The organism is Streptomyces lonarensis, assembly GCF_012033735.1.
GTDB lineage: Bacteria > Actinomycetota > Actinomycetes > Streptomycetales > Streptomycetaceae > Streptomyces > Streptomyces lonarensis.
This window is the reverse complement of sequence record NZ_JAAVJD010000051.1, coordinates 1-18,328: the sequence shown is the minus strand read 5'-3', so window position 1 is coordinate 18,328 and position 18,328 is coordinate 1. Positions and strand designations below refer to the sequence as shown.

Here is an 18,328-nt window from a genome sequence, read left to right as displayed (position 1 = left end):
GCCGGCGGGCGTGCGGGGCGGCGGGCGTACTGGCCGGCGTCAGAGCATCGGGGCGAGTTCCTCCCGCACCCACGCACGGAGGGTGGTCGGCGTCGTCGAGACCACGGAGCGCGGCTGCTCGGGGACGAACCCGTCGCGCAGTCCGATCGACATCCCGAGCAGCGCCTCCACCAGCGCGGGCGGCATTCCGGCGGCCAGGTACTCCCGGCGCATCGCCTCGTCCTCGACCCGCTCCACCGCCACCGTCCGCCCGAGTTCGGCCCCGAGGATCTCCCCCACCTCGGCCCAGCTGAGGTCCACCGGCCCGTGGACCGCCTGCACGCGGCGCCCGTGCCAGGCGGTGTTGAGCAGCGTGGTCGCCGCGACCTCGGCGATGTCCCGCGGTGCGACCCACGCCATCGGTGCGTCCAGCGGCAGCAGCGTCCGGAGCAGGCCCGCGCGGATGTCGTCGACCTGGAGCGCCAGGTTGGTGCAGAAGTAGCCGCAGCGGAGGTGGGTGACGTCGATGCCCAGCCCGTCCAGGGCGACCTCGGTGGCGGCGAGGCCGTCGATCTCCCCCGCGCCGTGCCGCTTCTCCGCTCCGACGCTGCTCTGGAACACCACCCGTGGGATGGCGTTCTCCCGGACCGCGGCGACGATCGACTCCGTCGCGCGCGCGTGGTCCGCCGCAGGGTCGGCGGAGAACGAGGTGGGGTCGACCCAGTGGACGGCGTCCACGCCCCGCGTCGCCGCCACCACCTGGTCCCGGTCCCAGGAATCCGCCTCGGCCACGTCCACGTGGGCGAGGAGCGCGTCGGGGACGCGGCCCGGGCCCCGCGTCAACAGCAGGGGGCGTACCCCGGCCCTGACCAGCATGCCGGTCAGGTGGCGCCCGACGTTCCCGTTCGGGGTGCTCACAGCGATCCGCACGACGCGGTCTCCTCTCGCTCGGACCGGGCCCACGCCGGGAGTCGTCGCCTCATGTGACCGCCACCGCGTGCGCCCTCCCCCCAGGGGACACCACGGAGCCGCCCGCCGCAGCCCCGCAGCCCCGCAGCCACCACGCCGGCGCGCACCCTCCGTGGCCGGCGACGCCGCCCGCCCGCGCCGCGGTCCCTCAGCCGTTCAGCCCTTCAGCCCTTCAGCCGCAGGTCGTGGAAGAGCCGGTACTGGTCGGGGTCACCGGGGATGCGTGCGTGGAACCCCTGCTGTGCGAAGGTCACCACCACGCACGCGGCGATCACCGCACCGGCCACCACCAGCACGAACCACCCGAACCGCTGCGCCCCGCCCCGAACCGGCCCGGGCGCCTCGCCCGTGCGGTGCGCCACGGTCATCACCAGACCGAGCACCAGGATCGCCGCCAGGAAGAGCAGCAGCGCCCAGACGTAGAGGTGGAGCCCGAGGGCCCGTCCACCGAACCCCGGGTCGCCCGGCGTGACGTGCAGCATCGTCTGCCGGCCGGCGACCAGCGCGCCCCCGACGCAGGCCACCAGCGCCATGCCCCAGCCACGCATGTGGTCCCTGCTGGAGAGCCCGCCCGCCAGCCCCCGGCGCACAATCATCGCCGCGGCGAGCAGCGCGAGGACCATGAAGACACGCTGGAGGACCGAGAGCGCGCAGGGCAGGTACCCGGTGGCGAACTGGTAGGACAGCCCGGCGGTCAGCACACCGGACCAGCCGAGCACGAAACAGCACGCGAACCAGTACTGGCCGGTCTCCAGAGCGGCCGGCCGCTCCCCGGTCTGCGCCAGCCGGTCCGGGATGAGGACCGCCATCAGAAGTTCAGCCCCATGGACAGGTTGCCGCTGATCAGGAAGGCGAAAAGCCCGGCTGCGGCGAGCGCCGCCACCCACCAGCCGGCCACCGCCCCCGCCCGCGACCGCTCCCGGACCAGCGCGTACCAGGTGGCCAGCAGCCCGGCGAAGATCAGAGTGTCCATGGGCGGAAGCTAACCAACGGGGGGCACTCCGAAGCGCACCTCGCCCCTTCACACCCCCGCACCACCCGTTCGGCCCAGCGCTCGACCAACCAGCCGAACGCTCTCAACCGCGCCGGAGCTCCGCGACCATGCGATCGATGTCGACCCACGGGTTGGCCGTCAGCGGATCGCACCGGCCCATCTGCTCGGCTCGGCGCCGGATGGCCTCGGCCCGACCGGCGGCTGCCTGGTGCAGCCCGTCCAGCGCCTCGTACCGCAGGTGCTTGTGCTGCGCGGTGAACCCGCAGGCCGTCTCCTTCTCGATGCGTTTCTGCAGCGCACGCGGCAGCACATGAGCGGTGACGTCCGCGAAGTGCAGCAGAATCCAGAGGTCGAAACACGGGTTGGTGAGCGCGACTCGGATGTCCTCCTCACGGGCGAGCGTCAGGGCGTCCTGAAGCCGCGCGTGCGGCGGGCTCTCGACGTCGATGACGCACCAGACCTCGTCGTGGGCGCTCCGGCGGTCGGCCGGGCTGAGTGGCGCTCGCTGCCGGTGGGCCACCGCGTCGCGAGCGAGCCCCAGCGGCTCACCGCACCCCTCTCCGATCGCTATCTGCACCGGGTGGAAACGGAGGTCCGCACGAAGCCCCTGGAAGTACTGCCGCCCGGCGCAGGCGTCCTCGCAGTAGACCAGGACACGCCGCTTCTCAGGCGACTTCCTCCCGCCCCGGCCCAGCGCCTTCGGTCGTCGTCCCATCCCCGCTCCCACCCCTGAGTGCCGCCACGATCGATTCGAGAATGCGCTCGTCGAAGAAGGGGACCGCCCCGTACCGGCCCACCAGGTAGCGCTTCTCCTTGTTCTCCGACGAGTCCCTCACCTGGAAGTCGGAGAGCGGGAACAGAGCAGTGGCACCGTCCGCCCCCTTCTCCGTCAGCCAGATCTGGTCGCGCCCCAACTCGGTCCGGGTGTTGTGCCCGAGCAGAGCCGGCTCGTGCGTGCTGAAGACCAGCTGCGCCCCGTTCACGTTCACGTCGGGAGACTGGAACAGTCCGACCAGCGCGTCGGTGAGGTTGGGGTGGAGCCGCGCGTCGAGCTCGTCGACGCAGAGCAGTGTGCCGTGAGCCAGAGTGAAGAAGACGGGCCCGAGCAGCCCCGCCCAGGTCCGGGTCCCGCTCGACTCCTCGGCCAGGCCGAGGACGAAGCTGCCCTCCTCCGTCCGGTGCTCCAGCCGGACCCGATCGGTCGGATCGGACTCGACGCGGACGGCACGCTCCCCCATGGCCTGACGGAGCGCCCGCTCCAGCAGGCGGTGCTCCGCTTCGAGCTCGAGCTCGGCCTCCGCCAGCATCAGCTCCCCGATGCCGAAGTCCGCGTAACGGAGCAACTGCATGATCGGCTCGCCGGCCGCCGCGCCCGAGAGGTAGTGGTCGGCCGTGAAACGCAGCCGGTCGGCGAGATCATGGTCGGTCGCGGATCGGAAGCAGCGGTCGAACCAGTGGTGGATCCTGCCCAGGAGGTCGTGGTTCTGCGCCGCCGCCACCGAAAGGAAGAGGCTGTTCGGGCGCGTCAACCTGGCCATCGTACGAACCCCGCCCGTGAGGCTGCGCCCGAACTCCGGCGGCTCTCCCGCAGTGCGCTCGAACAACTTGCGGCGCCGTCCCTCGGGGTAGGAGTACAGCCATTCCTCGGTGAACTCCCGGTCATCGCAACTGAAGCCGTACTCGTACGCGACCCCGTCGATGACGACGTCCACGACGAACGTGCTCGGCACACCGGCGTCACGGTCCAGCGCGAACGGTCGGCGCGGCACTCCTCCCGAGGGTGCCCAGTGGGCGAAGGAGTGCGCCACAGCCGCCCGCATCCACACCATCGCGTTGATCACGTTGGACTTGCCGGAGGCGTTGGGACCGAAGATGCCCGCCACGGCGACCGCCTGGTGGTCGCCCCGCGGGACCGCCCGCTCCACGCGTCCGTCACGGGGTCGCTCGGCGATCAGCGAAAGCTCCTGCTCCTGGCGCAGCGATGCGTGGTTGGTCACCCGGAAGCGAAGCAGCATGGGGTCCCCTCGACGTAGATGGACTGCGGTTTCACTGCTCCTGACGTCAAAGAACGACGGTAGCGGACTTCTGGTTGCGCGTCTGCCGCGATCACTCGGTCGGGTGAGCCGGCTCACCCGGGTTCCGTCCGGGTGGGTGCGACACTGGAAGCTTGGCCCGTTTCCGGGCCGTGCGGTCCCGGACGGAGGAGTGCGTGTGAACGGGCCACTGATCGTGCAGAGCGACAAGACGCTGCTGCTGGAGGTCGACCACGAGAAGGCGGCCGACTGCCGCCGGGCCATCGCGCCCTTCGCCGAGCTGGAGCGGGCACCGGAGCACATCCACACCTACCGGCTGACGCCGCTCGGTCTGTGGAACGCCCGCGCCGCCGGCCACGACGCCGAGCAGGTCGTGGACGCGCTGCTCACCTACTCCCGCTACCCGGTGCCGCAGGCGCTGCTGGTGGACGTGGCGGACACCATGTCCCGGTACGGCCGGCTCACCCTTTCCAAGCACCCGGCGCACGGGCTGGTGCTGACCAGCACCGACCGGCCGGTGCTGGAGGAGATCCTCCGCTCGAAGAAGGTGAAGCCGCTCGTCGGCCAGCGGGTGGACCCCGACACCGTGGTGGTCCACCCCTCCGAGCGCGGGCAGATCAAGCAGACCCTGCTCAAGCTGGGCTGGCCGGCGCAGGACCTCGCCGGCTACGTCGACGGCGAGGCCCACCCGATCGAGCTGCGGGAGGAGGGCTGGCAGCTGCGGCCCTACCAGCAGCAGGCGGTCGAGGGTTTCTGGCACGGCGGGTCCGGCGTCGTCGTACTGCCCTGCGGCGCGGGCAAGACCCTGGTCGGCGCGGGAGCCATGGCCACGGCGAAGGCGACGACGCTGATCCTGGTCACCAACACCGTCTCGGCCCGGCAGTGGAAGACGGAGCTGATCCGCCGCACCTCGCTGACCGAGGACGAGATCGGCGAGTACAGCGGCGCGCGCAAGGAGATCCGGCCGGTCACCATCGCCACCTACCAGGTGCTGACCACTCGCCGGAAGGGCGTCTACCCGCACCTGGAGCTGTTCGACTCCCGTGACTGGGGGCTCGTCGTGTACGACGAGGTCCACCTGCTGCCCGCGCCGGTCTTCAAGTTCACCGCCGACCTGCAGGCCCGGCGCCGCCTCGGCCTGACCGCGACGCTGGTGCGCGAGGACGGCCGTGAGTCCGACGTGTTCTCCCTCATCGGCCCCAAGCGGTTCGACGCGCCGTGGAAGGAGATCGAGGCCCAGGGCTACATCGCCCCGGCCGACTGCGTCGAGGTCCGCGTCGACCTGACCGACGGCGAGCGCCTCGCGTACGCGACGGCGGAGTCCGACGAGAAGTACCGCTTCTGCGCCACCACCGACTCCAAGCGCCGCGTCACCGAACGCCTCGTCCGTCGCCATGCCGGCGAACAGACCCTCGTCATCGGCCAGTACATCGACCAGCTCGACGAGTTGGGCGAGCAACTCGACGCACCCGTGATCAAGGGCGAGACCAGCAACGCGCAGCGGGAGAAGCTCTTCGACGCCTTCCGCAACGGGGAGTTGAACGTACTGGTGGTGTCGAAGGTCGCCAACTTCTCGGTGGACCTGCCGGAGGCGACCGTCGCCATCCAGGTGTCCGGCACCTTCGGCTCCCGGCAGGAGGAGGCGCAGCGGCTTGGCCGCGTGCTGCGGCCGAAGGCGGACGGACACGAGGCGCGGTTCTACTCGGTCGTCGCCCGCGACACCGTCGACCAGGACTTCGCCGCGCACCGGCAGCGCTTCCTCGCCGAGCAGGGCTACGCCTACCGCATCGTCGATGCCTCCGACCTGGAAGAAGCTCCGGAGCCCGACGCGGAGGGGTGACGCGGCACCGCAGCGACGCGGGGCGGGGGCGGGGGGGGGACGGTGAGAACGGCCGTCCCGCCCCCGCTCCGTGAGCGTGCTTGCCGACACCCACCCCCGCTTACTGTGACAGGACTGTCACCATCCGTCCCTACAGCCCTGCCGCGCCGGTGCGTAGGTTGGTCGGATCGCCTGAAGACTGGAGTGGGTTGTGAGCAGTGTTCGCCGGGTCCGTCGCACGACGGCCACCGTGTCCGCCGTGGTCTGCACCGCGCTCCTCATCGGCGCCTGCGGCGGCGGGGACGACAGCTCCACCGACGACCCGATCCCCGGAGCGGACCAGAGCGCGACGGAAAACGACGGCGAGGACAACACCGACACGGAAGCCCCCGAAGAAGACACCGCTGACGACGACACGGACTCCGACCGCCCCGAGATCGACCTCGGCGACGACTTCGAGAACATCTACGAAGACGACGAGACCGGCGACGAAACCACGGACGCCATCCTCCGCGACAGCCGCGGCTACTTCGACGCCGTGGACGCCGCCATCAACCACCAGGACACCGAACACCCGGCGCTGAGCTTCTACATCACCGGCGAGGCACTTACGAGTTCCGTTGATCTGGTAGGGCGGCTGATCGATTCCGGCACCGCGCAGGTCGGGAGCGCGAGGCTCTTCAACCGAAACGTCGTCGTCTACGACGATCGTTCAGCTTCTGTCTCGTTCTGTCGCGATTTCTCACAGGTGACGGACGTCGACAACGCAACTGGCGAAACTAAGTCACCCGCTGACGCGTCTGCGAAGCCTTCTCTCTACACAACGCGCCTCGAACTCAATGACGCAGGAGTCTGGCAGACAGAGTCCCACCGGATCGAAGGCGAGGCTTCAGAGTGTTCCTGACCAGACGAGCAGCCATCTCCGCACCCTGCGCTCTGGCCGTGGGCTCGGTGCTCTTGGGAGGGACTGCTGTGGCCAACGAAAGAGACGGGCAACACCGGGAACAGCAGGAAGCCGAAGAAACGGATGCGGGCCATGAGGCCGGCCAGCTCAATGCGCAGGCCCGGATTACCTTCACCGCTACCGGCGGGGGCGGTGGGTCCGGTGCATTGAACAGCTCCACGTCCTGGTCGCCCCCGGCGTGCTACTACGCCCCGACACACACGCCCGAGGAGATGGCCGCGCACTGGGACGAGTTCTACGCCAACACCAACCGCGACATCTGGGCAGACGACATGCGGCAGAGCTTCGACGCAAGCCATGAGGCCCGGTTCGGCGAAGCGGGCGAGTTCCCCGACTACAACAAAACCCTCCAGGGTGAGGGCATGTTCTGGACGCGGGTCATCAACCGCGAACACCCGGACCACCAAGGCCAGATGGCGTGCGCGGCCCGGACGTTCTGGGTGGACTTCACGGAGGCCCCCGAACCCGGCCCCGGAGTCGTCGACTCCACACTGCTGGCCGAACTCGCCTGGGAGCGCACGCGCGTCCCCGACACCGAGGTCTCCCTCAACCCCGCCGACGTACCCCAGAAGGTCAACCTCCCCACCTGGATCTGGCTGGACAACGCCGCCTTCGAACCGGTATCGATCCGCGCCGAACTCGACGGCTACGGCCTCTGGGCCGAGACAACCGCCACGCCGGCCCGACTCACCCTCGACCCCGGCACCGCAGACGCCACCACCCACCCGACCAGTGGCACCTGCGAGGCCACCGACGGCACCATCGGCACCGCCTGGACCCCCGGCGCCGGCGGCTCACCCCCGTGCGGCATCACCTACACCCGCGCCACCACCGACCGGAGCGCCTACCCGCTCTCCGCAGCCCTGACCTGGGAAGTCACCTGGTCCGACTCCCTCGGTGGCTCGGGCACCCTCCCCGACGGCGAGTTCTCCACCACCCTCGACATCCCCGTCGAAGAAGTCCAGACCATCGTCCGCTGACCGACCCACCCAGCGCCCGCCGGCGCCGCACGCCCACCCCTTCACGCGCCCTGTGACAGGAATGTCACCATCCGTCCCTACAGCCCCGCCGCGCCGGTGCGTAGGTTGGTCGGATCGCCTGAAGACTGGAGTGGGTTGTGAGCAGTGTTCGCCGGGTCCGTCGCACGACGGCCACCGTGTCCGCCGTGGTCTGCACCGCGCTCCTCATCGGCGCCTGCGGCGGCGGGGACGACGACTCTGCCGACGACCCGATCCCCGGAGCGGACCAGAGCGCGACGGAAAACGACGGCGAGGACAACACCGACACGGAAGCCCCCGAAGAAGACACCGCTGACGACGACACGGACTCCGACCGCCCCGAGATCGACCTCGGCGACGACTTCGAGAACATCTACGAAGACGACGAGACCGGCGACGAAACCACGGACGCCATCCTCCGCGACAGCCGCGGCTACTTCGACGCCGTGGACGCCGCGATCATCCACCAGGACACCGAACACCCGGCGCTCAGCTACTACATCACCGGAGACGCGCTCGTCGCGAGCGTCGACCTCGTGAGCACGATCGTCGGCAAAGGCGAATCCGCCTCTGGCACTGCCCGCATCTTCAATCGCTCGGTCGAAGTGTTCGACGAGGAGACTGCCGCGGTCTCGTTCTGCCGGGATTTTTCGGAGGTGGATGACATCGACCACGACAGCGGCGACATCGCCACACCCGCCGACCCCTCCGCCAAACCGACGCTCTACGTCACCCGGGTCGAACTCAACGACGTCGGTGTCTGGCAGACCATCGAGTACCGCGGAGAGCGGGGGGCCTCTGAATGCAACTGACTCACAGGGCAGGGGCTGTGGCTCTGCTGCGTGCAGTGGTCTTGGCGTCCACGTCCGTTCAGAGCGCATAGGCAAACGGGCGAGACAGGGGCGACGGTTACATTGACGACGAGAGACCGGGCGAGACCGGAGGCGGAACGGACGACCCTGCCGCGCCGGTGCGTAGGTTGGTCGGATCGCCTGAAGACTGGAGTGGGTTGTGAGCAGTGTTCGCCGGGTCCGTCGCACGGCCACCGTGTCCGCCGTGGTCTGCGCCGCGCTCGTCCTCGGTGCCTGCGGCGGCGGGGACGACAGCTCTACCGACGACCCGATCCCCGGAGCGGACCAGAGCGCGACGGAGAACAACGGCGAGGACGACACCGACACGGAAGCCCCCGAAGAAGACACCGCTGACGACGATGCGGACTCCGACCGCCCCGAGATCGACCTCGGCGATGACTTCGAGAACATCTACGAGGACGAAAGCACCGGCGACGCGGTCAAGGACGCCATCCTCCGCGACAGCCGCGGATACTTCGACGCCGTGGACGCCGCGATCAACCACCAGGACGCCGCACACCCGGCGCTGAGCTACTACATCACGGGGGATGCCCTCGTGAGCTCCATCAAGCTGATCGAGGGCATGGTGGGTTCAGGAACCGTGCAGACCGGGAAGGCAAGGATCTTCGGACGGGACGTGACCCTCCTCGAAGACGGCGCCGCGGCAGTCTCTCTCTGCCGCGACTTCTCCGAAGTGACAGACGTCGATCACGCGACCGGGAAGGTGACGTCTGCGGCGGACGCGTCGGCCGAGGCGACGATCTACTACACGCGCCTTGAGCTGAACGACCAGGGCGTGTGGCAGACCGTCGAGGAGAGCGGCGAACGACGTGCCGCCGAGTGCAGCCGACCTCAGGCGAGAAAGCACTGGTTGCTTCACTCAGGGTCCTGACGATCGGTTTGACTACTCAGAGTGCATGAGCCAGCGAGCGTGACGAACACCACGAAGTGATCCGAGACGGCAACTCCACTGCGCCGGAAACGGAAACTGGGCACGAGTCCGGCGAGATCGACGCGCAGGCGCGGATCACCTGCACCGTCACGCGCGGGAGCGGCGGGACAGGCGCGCTGAAGAGCGCCACCCCGTGGGAACCGCCCGCGTGCTACTGCGCCCCTACATACACGCCCGAGGAGATGGCCCGGCACTGGCAAGACTTCTACGCCAACACCAACCGCGACATCTGGGCAGACGACATGCGGGAGAGCTTCGACGCCAACCACAAGGAGCAGTACGGCGAAGTGGGCAAATCCCCCGACTACCGCAGAAGGTCTACCTCCCCACCTGGATCTGGCTGGACGACACCGAACCGGTATCGATCTGCGCCGAACTCGACGGCTACAGCCTCTGGGCCGAAACAACCGCCACGCCGGCCCGACTCACCCTCGACCCCAGCACCGCAGACGCACCACCCACCGACCGATGGCATCTGCGAGGCCTCCGACGGCAGCATCGGCACTGCCTGGGCCTCCGGCGCCAGCAGCGCACCGCCGTGCGGCATCACCTACACCCGCGCCACCACCGACCGGAGCGCCTACCCGCTCTCCGCAGCCCTGACCTGGGAAGTCACCTGGTCCGACTCCTTCGGCGACTCGGGAACACTCCCCGACGGCGAGTTCTCCACCACCCTCGACATCCCCGTCGAAGAAGTCCAGACCATCGTCCGCTGACCAACCCACCCAGCGCCCGCCGGCGCCGCACGCCCACCCCTTCACGCGCACTGTGACAGGACTGTCACCATCCGTCCCTACAGCCCTGCCGCGCCGGTGCGTAGGTTGGTCGGATCGCCTGAGGACTGGAGTGGGTTGTGAGCAGTGTTCGCCGGGTCCGTCGCACGACGGCCACCGTGTCCGCCGTGGTCTGCACCGCGCTCGTCCTCGGCGCCTGCGGCGGCGGGGACGACAGCTCCACCGACGACCCGATCCCCGGGGCGGGCCAGAGCGCGACGGAGAACGACGGCGAGGACAACACCGACACGGAAGCCCCCGAAGAAGACACCGCTGACGACGACACGGACTCCGACCGCCCCGAGATCGACCTCGGCGACGACTTCGAGAACATCTACGAGGACGACGAGACCGGCGACGAAACCACGGACGCCATCCTCCGCGACAGCCGCGGCTACTTCGACGCGGTGGACGCCGCGATCATCCACCAGGACACCGAATACCCGGCGCTCAGCTACTACATCACCGGAGACGCGCTCCTCGCGACGATGGACCTGATCGCACCGTTGATCGAAGCGAATCGGGTACCCAGTGGCGAGGCACGCATCTTCAACCGCACTGCCACCGCTGTCGACGACACGACGGCAACCGTGTCGTTCTGTCGTGAGTTCTCCGAAGTCGCCAACGTCGACAAGGACAGCCGTGAGGTCCTGTCGCCCCCCGACCCTGAGGCCAAAGCCGCGCTTTACACGACGCGGCTCGAACTCAACGAAGACGACGTCTGGCAGACAGTCGACTACGGCGGCGTGCGCGAGGCTGACGAATGCGCCTGACAGAGAGGATCGTTGGCACCGCGACGGCCTGCTCGCTCGCCCTGTTGGTCTCAGTCAGCACCGCACATGCCGACGACCGCATCGGCGACGGCAATCTGGATCCACCGCCGGGTGAGAAAACGGATGCGGGGCACGAGTCCGGCGAGATCAACGCGCAGGCGCGGATCACCTTCACCGTCACGCGCGGGGGCGGCGGCACGGGCGCGCTGAAGAGCTCGACTCCGTGGGAACCGCCCGCGTGCTACTACGCACCGACGCACACACCCGAGGAGATGGCCCGGCACTGGCGAGACTTCTACGCCAACACCAACCGCGATATCTGGCCGGACGAGATGCGGGAGAGCATCGACGCCAGCCACGAGGAACAATACGGCGAGGAGGGCAAGTACCCGGAATACAACCGGGAAATGCAAGGCGAGGGCATGTTCTGAACACTAGTCATCAACCGCGAACACCCCGACCACCAAGGCCAGATGGCATGCCGCAGCCGGACCTTCTGGGTGGACTTCACGGAGGCCCCCGAACCCGGCCCCGGAGTCGTCGACTCCACACTGCTGGCCGAACTCGCCTGGGAGCGCACCCGTGTCCCCGACACCGAGGTCTCCCTCAACCCCGCCGACGTACCCCAGAAGGTCAACCTCCCCACCTGGATCTGGCTGGACAACGCCGCCTTCGAACCGGTATCGATCCGCGCCGAACTCGACGGCTACGGCCTCTGGGCCGAAACAACCGCCACGCCGGCCCGACTCACCCTCGACCCCGGCACCGCAGACGCCACCACCCACCCGACCAGTGGCACCTGCGAGGCCACCGACGGCACCATCGGCACCGCCTGGACCCCCGGCGCCAGCGGCTCACCCCCGTGCGGCATCACCTACACCCGCGCCACCACCAACGGCACGACACACCCCCTCTCCGCAGCCCTGACCTAGGAAGTCACCTGGTCCGACTCCCTCGGCGGCTCGGGCACCCTCCCCGACGGCGAGTTCTCCACCGCCCTCGACATCCCCGTCGAAGAAGTCCAGACCATCGTCCGCTGACGACCAGCCGCACGGCGATCGGCCCCGGGCAGGGAGAACGCCCGGGGCCGATCGCCGTGCGACGTCGCGTCAGCGGAGCTGCTTCTCCGGCAACAGCGGCAGCCGCAGTTCGTCGTCCTTCAGCAGATGCGGTTCGTCCCGCTGGAGCGGCGTGCCCTCAGTGACCTTCCCCAGCAGTTCTCCGGTCTCCACCATCTGCTGGGCGGCCGACGTGCCCAGGGCCGCGAGCCGCTGACCCGGCACCGTGCCGCCGTCGGCCGCCGCGGCCACCGCGGGCGTCAGCAGGACGGCGGCACACGCCGCCACGGCTGCGCGGGCCGTCTGTCGCATTCCGGTCATGGTGAACCCAGCTCCTCACGTCGTCGCCGGGCCCACGGCTGGCAGGACCGGCAAGGCTTGGCGCCGGGCTGCCGCCCGTGCGTCCTCACCCGTACAACGACGCCCACCGCGTCGCGGCGCGGCGTGCCACTCGGACGACTGAATTCGCGCGCTGCCTCGCCACCCATGCCTGTCTGGCTCCGCCGGTGGGTGGCACAACACTGTGACATCCGCCGGTCACCCGTTGCACCCGCGTTGTCGGCGCTGCTACAGATGAGATCACCGCGGGGCGGAGCCCCGCCGGCAGGGGTGGGAAGAGCGGCGGTGTCCGGGACGGGCGCGGTCCGCAGGCAGGCAGAGGGGGCAGTGACGTGGGCGGGTCGTTGATCGGTGTGGGGGACATACCGTCGTACTCGGGGGATCTGGCGGAGTTGGAGCGGCTGATCGGGACGCTGAGTCGGTCGGCCGCGGCGGTCGAGGCCGACAGCGCCGACACCCATCACACCTTCCAGGCGTTCGGCGGCAGCTACGCGACCGATCACACCGAGGAGTTGCTGGCCACGACGCGCAGTGTGCGTCGCGGTGGTGAGGATCTGGGTGAGGACGGCCGTGGTCTGGTGCGGTTGCTGACGCGGTACGTGCAGGAGATGCAGGCGATCGACCAGCGGATGCGCGGCCTGCGGGACGATGTCGCGGCGCTGTGGCAGCAGGTGGGAATCTACGAGCCCGAGCCGGAACACCTCGCGGCGAGCGAGGAATACGCCTCTCAGCTGCGCCGGCTGCTGGAACACGCGGAGCGGACCGAGGGCGAGGTCGCTGTCGCGGTCAACGCGCTGCTGCCGGAGCCGGGCGGCACGCCGCCCCCGGTCGGCAACCGCGGCGCGGCAGCCCTGGCGCGGCAGGTCGCGGACGCGGCCGGTCCGTTGCTGCGCGGCAACCCGGTCCAGCAGGCGTGGGTGGCGGACGTGCTGGACCAGCACGGGGACAACCAAGCGTTCGCCGACGCCCTCGCCGACGCGTTGGGTGTCGAGGGGCTGATGCAGCTGGGCAGCTCCATCTCACCCGCGCTGCTGCCGTTGGTGTCGAAGGTCGAACGGGGCATCGGCACCGTCCTGGCCACCACTACCCGCGTCCCGGCGAAGCTGCAGGACGCCCACCCGGATGATCCGGAGTTCCAGGAGTGGCTGCGGACCGCGGAGGGGCGACGCTGGCAGGACATCCTCGACCAGACCACCGCCTACGGCCACCGCGAACTGGCCAGGACACCCGACCCCGCCGGCGACCCCCGCGAGACCTACTACGGCTACGAACGAATCATCAACCACCTCGAAGCCACCAACCAGCCCGCGTCGGCCCAGTACCTGTACCTGCTGACCGACGACATGATCACCGCCGAGGCCACCGACCCCCAGAAGTGGCGCCACGCCGCCTACGGCGAACCCGGCGAGATCCGCTCCGTCGACCTCCTCGACCGCCAGTTGGGCATGATCGCCCACAACAACCCCCACGCCGCCACCCTGGTCATGACCGACCACTTCGACTACCTCATGCTCCAAGGCGAGGACGAGGACGGCGCCCGCCCCGGCCCCGAATACCCCCTCACCCCCTCCAACCCCGAACGCCACGGCCTCACCGACGCCCTCGTCGCCGCCACCACCGGCCGCACCCCCGACGCCGACCAATCCCTCGCCACCGACCCACCCACCCAGCAACAACAAGACCTCGCCATCGAGGTCTTCCGCTACTACGAGGACCGCACCCACCTCCTCGCACCCAAGGGCGACCACGCCTACCGCGCCTCACGCATCGGCATGATCACCGCCGAACACATCGCCGTCGTCCACACCACCCTCGGCGACTACAGCGACATCCCCAACCGCCCCGACCAGCCCCGCACGAACCTCCCCAACACCGAACGACTGCTCTACCAACTCGCCCTCGACAAGGACGCCTTCGCCGCCATCGAAGGCGCCTCCAGCGCCCAGACCGCACTCGCAGTCGAACAAGCTATGGACAACGAGAACTTTGAGGGCTCCGTGGATGATTTTCTCTACCGAGCGGTAGCACCTGGTTCAACCACCGCGGGCATCATGGCGGAATCCCGGGCCGCGTCGGCCTACGAGGGGGTCATGGACGAGGGCTCCCTATCCACCCGGAAGAAATGGTCCGAGCGCTTCCTCAACACCATCTCCGACACAGCCACCAAGAACCTGCCTTTCGCAGGAACCGCCACCGCCAAGATCTTCGACGAAATCAACGCAGAACTCTACAAAGGGCTGGAAGAAGACAAGGCGCGGAACGCCGCCGACAAAAGAGCAGAGGTGCGCTACGACTCAGAAGTGCAGAACGAGGCAGGAGCCGCAACCGCCGTCGAAGCCGCCCTGCACAACAAGTACGGAGACCCACTGCCCGACGACGTTGACGCAGAGCGATACAAAGACATGGCCAGAGGGCACGCAAACAGCGCGTACGCGATCGGCCGCACGAAGGGTGCAAGCAATTGACCAGGAACCACTGGTTCATCGGGGCGGCCGCTTTTCTGGTACTCCTGAGCACCGCAGGCTGCACCTCGAGCGAAGCGGAGGAAGAGCCGAAACGACTATACGATATACCGCAAGCACTCTGCGACATGCCGCCTCTCGACCTGGACCTCGACCCAGTGTTTCCTCCCGGCGAGAGCCTTGAAGTTGACCACAACTTCGTCGATGCGGAGAGCGGTACATTTAGCTGCGAGCATCGCGTTGACAGAGTGCCCGTCATCAAGCTCCACGCCCAGTTCTACACCGACCGAGGCGTGGCGGACCCTCCATACGATTACGGGCTTCGAAGCTACCCCAAGCAGGAACCCGTCGCCGTTCCTGGCTCTAACGAAGCATGGGCATGGCCGGGACTGGCCAGCGCCGTGACCGAGTGCACATTCGAGGGCGAGACCCGCCCTTACTTCACTTCCGTCATCACCATGTATCCGGACGACGAAGACCTCGCACTGGCGCTGGTCTCAGAACTCATCCAGCCCGTCACGGAACACGCCCAGCAACACTGCAACACCCTCAAAAACCAGGCTACAGAGTGAGGCCCCCAGCTGCCGACCTGGGACTGCGCACACCGGTGAAGGACCGTGGACATCCGCCACTGGCAGGACATTCCCGGCCAGGCCACCACCTACGGCGACCGCGAACGGGGGAAACGCCCGACCCCGCCGGCGACCTACTACGAGGACCGCACCCACCTCCTCGCACCCAAGGGCGACCACGCCTACCGCGCCTCACGCATCGGCATGATCACCGCCGAACACATCGCCGCCGTCCACGCCTCACTCGTCGACAACAGCGAGATCCCTCACAGCCCGGGCCCTCGCGAGGAGCTACCGAACACCGAGCAGCTGCTCTACCAACTCGCGATGGACAGCGACGCTTCAGCTTCCATCGACGGCGCTTCTTCTGCCTGGACCACCCTGATGGTCGAGAATGCGCTCTCTTTCGGTGACGAAACGCAAGAGGGCCGCCTGAGGCGAGCAGTGGAGCCCGGCTCCGTCGTGGCCGGCATCATGGCAGAGGCCAGCTCCTCGGAAACACATCGGCAAGAGATGAGCGCACACGACCTGTCCACCTGGAAGAAGTGGACGGAACGTACATTCAACGCCGGTTCCGACTTCGCCACCCAGGACATCCCGTTCGCCGGCACGGCAACCGCGAAGATCCTCGACGAAATAAATGCGGGCCTCTATGCCGACCTGGAGGAGGAGCGAGCGCGAGCAGCAAAAGACGAAGAAGTTCGCGTGATGTACGAGGCGGACGTGCGCCAAGAGGCGACCGTCGAAAAGGCCATTGATGCAGCACTGCAGAACATTTACGGCTCAGCCGTGCCGGACTCGCTGGACGTGACCACCCTCAAAGAGTCAGCCAAGGAAGCCGCTCGAGCACACTTCACCGGCGGCCGCGTCAGGGGAATGAAAATTCAATGACTCCGAACACACTCCGTAGGCTGTGCACCATCACCCTTCTCGGGGGATCTCTGGCAGGCTGCACTCCCCCCGCAGAAAGCACCGATCCACCACCGCCCCCAAGTCGGGATTATGCGCTTCCGGAGCAGCTCTGCGATCTGCCCATCGAGCAGCAGAAGTTTGCTTCGTTCTTCCCCGGCGGAGAGGAGGTCAAAGTGGTTCGCGAACAGACCGCCAACCGGGAACGCTACGGATCATACCGCTGCAACTACGAAGTCGACGGCTTTCTGGTACTTTCCGTGGACGCTCACTTCGACGAGCCGCAAGACATGGGTCGCCCGCCATATCAGACCTCAATGGTTCGGCGATCGATCAGTGACGACGCAAGCCCCACGGTCGTACCGGGGGAATATCCGGCCCAGGCGTGGCCCGGCGCTGCCAGCGCACTGACTCAGTGCTCTTTTCAGGGGAACCCTCAGGACTACTACGTGGCCGTGGTGAGCACGCACCCCGAAGAAGAGGAACACGCGCTTGCAATGGTCAGCGAAATCATCCAGCCTGTAGCGCGGTACGTCGAGGAGCGCTGTGAAGAAATTGCTCCTGACGGAGAACCAAAATAGCGAGACGCCCCCGTGGCAGTCGTACGCGATGCGTGGCGACCCGGAGCGGAAGAGCGTCGCGGTGGAGGGCGATTTCGAGGCTCGGGCATGGCCGGGGGCTGCGGGGGCCGTGGCCCAGTGCCCGTTCGATGGCGAGCTCGACCCGTACTACGTGTCGGTGGTCAGCATGTATCCGAAGGACGAGGACGAGGCTGTCGAGGTGGTGAGCGAGCTCATCCAACCCGTCGCGGCCCGCGCTGAGGAGCACTGCACAGCATCACGGCCGGGCGCTCCAGGGTAAGTACCGCTCGGCCCGTCCTGGAACCGTGGCCACCGTCGCCCCGGAGCAGGTCGGGCTGGTTCAGCGCCGACGGAAGGTGCTCGCCGGTGGCCGGATCCTGACGGCGTTCGCCTACTGGCCGAACGGAGGGGTATCCGCAGGGACACCCCTCAACGACAGGAGTAGCCATGGCTCCGTTGACCTGGCTTCGCCTCTTCGTCGCCGTCGCCGCCCTGGCCGGTGTGCTGGCGCTGGTGCAGGCGTTTCGCCTCGACGGTCGCGAGCAGCTGGCCCTCGGCCTTGTCGGGGTCGGCGGGCTGATCGCCGCCGTCACCCTGGGCTTCGGACTCCGCCGCGGCTTCGGCGACGGCAGGCGCCCATGAACGGTGCCACGCTCAGGGTCCGGTACGCCTCGGCGGCGTAGGGCGGGCGCCGGTTCCGCCGTTGTCGCCACCGCAACCGCCACGGTGGCGTCACGACCGCGGCACCCCGGACAGCCCCGGAGCCTCAACCCGCCGTGCAACCGTCGCCCGGGCAGGTGAGGTGTCGGCCCGGCCACGGGCCGCGCGCCGGCGCGGCCGGCGAACCGCCTGCGGCGGTCAGCCTGCGGCCGGGCCGCGGGCGGTGGGGACGTGGGTGGTGGGCGTGGTGTCGGGGCCGTCCCCCGGGTCGGTGCGGCCGAGGAGGACGACGTCGGTGACGACACCGGCGAGGACGCGGGCGGTGCGGAGCGCCCCGCCGAAGCGGCCGCGGCGTGCCGGCGGCACCGCTGCCGCGGGGTCGTGGCCGACGAGGCCGGCGGCCTGGGCGGTCAGCGAGCTCAGGGCGGTGGCGCCGTGGGCGGAGGGGCGGGGGGCCGGGGTGAACGTCGTGGTAGCCATGGCTCCACTGTCCGCCCGGCACCGCCCCGCGCGCATCGGTCCAAGGTCCCACCCCTGGTACCGCTTAGGTCGGACCCAGGTACCGGTCACCCCCGACCCGTCTCCGGGACGCCGGTCGCGGGCCCTCCCGGGTCCTCCCCGAGGTGGGCCCCCGGGAGGGCC

22 protein-coding genes are annotated in these 18,328 nt (G+C 68.8%); 15 read left to right on the top strand and 7 right to left on the bottom strand.

What is annotated here, in order from left to right; genetic code table 11:
* Positions 1–39: 39 nt before the first annotated feature.
* From HCN56_RS09500 to HCN56_RS09480, 5 genes are all read right to left on the bottom strand, one after another.
* On the bottom strand, positions 40–909 hold the full coding sequence (locus HCN56_RS09500) for an NAD(P)H-binding protein (RefSeq protein WP_167969085.1): 870 nt from the start codon (positions 907–909) through the stop codon (positions 40–42).
* Between the two features lie 203 nt (positions 910–1,112).
* Positions 1,113–1,757 (bottom strand): disulfide bond formation protein B, encoded by a 645-nt coding sequence (locus HCN56_RS09495; RefSeq protein WP_167969084.1) that lies wholly within the window; start codon positions 1,755–1,757, stop codon positions 1,113–1,115.
* Positions 1,757–1,921 carry a DUF5993 family protein gene (locus HCN56_RS09490; protein WP_167969083.1) on the bottom strand — a complete coding sequence of 55 codons (165 nt, stop codon included), beginning with the start codon at positions 1,919–1,921 and terminating at the stop codon, positions 1,757–1,759. The genes HCN56_RS09495 and HCN56_RS09490 overlap by 1 nt, the downstream gene beginning before the upstream one ends.
* 103 nt (positions 1,922–2,024) lie before the next feature.
* The gene (locus HCN56_RS09485) at positions 2,025–2,657 is read right to left on the bottom strand and encodes an RloB family protein (RefSeq protein WP_167969082.1); all 633 of its coding nucleotides are present in this window, start codon (positions 2,655–2,657) and stop codon (positions 2,025–2,027) included.
* Positions 2,608–3,957, bottom strand: a complete 1,350-nt coding sequence (locus HCN56_RS09480) for an AAA family ATPase (RefSeq protein ID WP_167969081.1) — start codon at positions 3,955–3,957, stop codon at positions 2,608–2,610. The genes HCN56_RS09485 and HCN56_RS09480 overlap by 50 nt, the downstream gene beginning before the upstream one ends.
* A gap of 196 nt (positions 3,958–4,153) precedes the next feature.
* On the opposite strand from HCN56_RS09480, the gene HCN56_RS09475 reads away from it, so the two are divergent.
* The 9 genes from HCN56_RS09475 (at position 4,154) to HCN56_RS09435 (ending at position 12,037) form a co-directional block, all read left to right on the top strand.
* Positions 4,154–5,815 (top strand): DNA repair helicase XPB, encoded by a 1,662-nt coding sequence (locus tag HCN56_RS09475; RefSeq protein ID WP_167969080.1) that lies wholly within the window; start codon positions 4,154–4,156, stop codon positions 5,813–5,815.
* Positions 5,816–6,005: 190 nt separating this feature from the next.
* Complete coding sequence (locus tag HCN56_RS09470) at positions 6,006–6,698, top strand: hypothetical protein (protein ID WP_167969079.1); 693 nt, start codon at positions 6,006–6,008, stop codon at positions 6,696–6,698.
* Positions 6,699–6,904: 206 nt separating this feature from the next.
* Positions 6,905–7,738, top strand: coding sequence for a hypothetical protein (locus HCN56_RS09465; RefSeq protein ID WP_167969078.1), 834 nt, complete (start codon positions 6,905–6,907; stop codon positions 7,736–7,738).
* A gap of 176 nt (positions 7,739–7,914) precedes the next feature.
* Positions 7,915–8,568 (top strand): hypothetical protein, encoded by a 654-nt coding sequence (locus HCN56_RS09460; RefSeq protein WP_167969077.1) that lies wholly within the window; start codon positions 7,915–7,917, stop codon positions 8,566–8,568.
* 235 nt (positions 8,569–8,803) lie between these two features.
* Positions 8,804–9,499 carry a hypothetical protein gene (locus HCN56_RS09455; protein WP_167969076.1) on the top strand — a complete coding sequence of 232 codons (696 nt, stop codon included), beginning with the start codon at positions 8,804–8,806 and terminating at the stop codon, positions 9,497–9,499.
* Between the two features lie 56 nt (positions 9,500–9,555).
* Positions 9,556–10,275 carry a hypothetical protein gene (locus tag HCN56_RS09450; protein ID WP_167969075.1) on the top strand — a complete coding sequence of 240 codons (720 nt, stop codon included), beginning with the start codon at positions 9,556–9,558 and terminating at the stop codon, positions 10,273–10,275.
* A gap of 137 nt (positions 10,276–10,412) precedes the next feature.
* Positions 10,413–11,105, top strand: coding sequence for a hypothetical protein (locus HCN56_RS09445; RefSeq protein WP_167969074.1), 693 nt, complete (start codon positions 10,413–10,415; stop codon positions 11,103–11,105).
* Positions 11,096–11,536 carry a hypothetical protein gene (locus HCN56_RS09440; protein WP_167969073.1) on the top strand — a complete coding sequence of 147 codons (441 nt, stop codon included), beginning with the start codon at positions 11,096–11,098 and terminating at the stop codon, positions 11,534–11,536. The genes HCN56_RS09445 and HCN56_RS09440 overlap by 10 nt, the downstream gene beginning before the upstream one ends.
* A 42-nt stretch (positions 11,537–11,578) precedes the next feature.
* Positions 11,579–12,037, top strand: coding sequence for a hypothetical protein (locus tag HCN56_RS09435; protein WP_167969072.1), 459 nt, complete (start codon positions 11,579–11,581; stop codon positions 12,035–12,037).
* A 177-nt stretch (positions 12,038–12,214) separates the two neighbouring features.
* On the opposite strand, the gene HCN56_RS09430 is transcribed toward HCN56_RS09435, so the two are convergent.
* The gene (locus HCN56_RS09430; RefSeq protein WP_167969071.1) at positions 12,215–12,484 is read right to left on the bottom strand and encodes a hypothetical protein; all 270 of its coding nucleotides are present in this window, start codon (positions 12,482–12,484) and stop codon (positions 12,215–12,217) included.
* A 350-nt stretch (positions 12,485–12,834) separates the two neighbouring features.
* Here HCN56_RS09430 and HCN56_RS09425 point away from each other — a divergent pair, with 350 nt between their 5' ends.
* The 6 genes from HCN56_RS09425 (at position 12,835) to HCN56_RS09400 (ending at position 17,668) form a co-directional block, all read left to right on the top strand.
* The gene (locus tag HCN56_RS09425; RefSeq protein WP_167969070.1) at positions 12,835–14,967 is read left to right on the top strand and encodes a hypothetical protein; all 2,133 of its coding nucleotides are present in this window, start codon (positions 12,835–12,837) and stop codon (positions 14,965–14,967) included.
* Complete coding sequence (locus HCN56_RS09420) at positions 14,964–15,536, top strand: hypothetical protein (RefSeq protein ID WP_167969069.1); 573 nt, start codon at positions 14,964–14,966, stop codon at positions 15,534–15,536. The genes HCN56_RS09425 and HCN56_RS09420 overlap by 4 nt, the downstream gene beginning before the upstream one ends.
* Positions 15,537–15,581: 45 nt before the next feature.
* A complete protein-coding gene (locus HCN56_RS09415; RefSeq protein ID WP_167969068.1) occupies positions 15,582–16,427 on the top strand; it encodes a hypothetical protein in 846 nt (281 codons plus the stop codon).
* A complete protein-coding gene (locus HCN56_RS09410) occupies positions 16,424–17,026 on the top strand; it encodes a hypothetical protein (protein ID WP_167969067.1) in 603 nt (200 codons plus the stop codon). Before HCN56_RS09415 ends, HCN56_RS09410 begins: the two co-directional genes overlap by 4 nt.
* The gene (locus HCN56_RS09405) at positions 16,992–17,306 is read left to right on the top strand and encodes a hypothetical protein (RefSeq protein WP_167969066.1); all 315 of its coding nucleotides are present in this window, start codon (positions 16,992–16,994) and stop codon (positions 17,304–17,306) included. The genes HCN56_RS09410 and HCN56_RS09405 overlap by 35 nt, the downstream gene beginning before the upstream one ends.
* A 167-nt stretch (positions 17,307–17,473) precedes the next feature.
* Complete coding sequence (locus HCN56_RS09400; RefSeq protein ID WP_167969065.1) at positions 17,474–17,668, top strand: hypothetical protein; 195 nt, start codon at positions 17,474–17,476, stop codon at positions 17,666–17,668.
* Between the two features lie 216 nt (positions 17,669–17,884).
* Here the strand turns inward: HCN56_RS09400 and HCN56_RS09395 are convergent, their stop codons facing one another.
* Complete coding sequence (locus HCN56_RS09395) at positions 17,885–18,166, bottom strand: hypothetical protein (RefSeq protein ID WP_167969064.1); 282 nt, start codon at positions 18,164–18,166, stop codon at positions 17,885–17,887.
* Between the last annotated feature and the right edge of the window lie 162 nt (positions 18,167–18,328).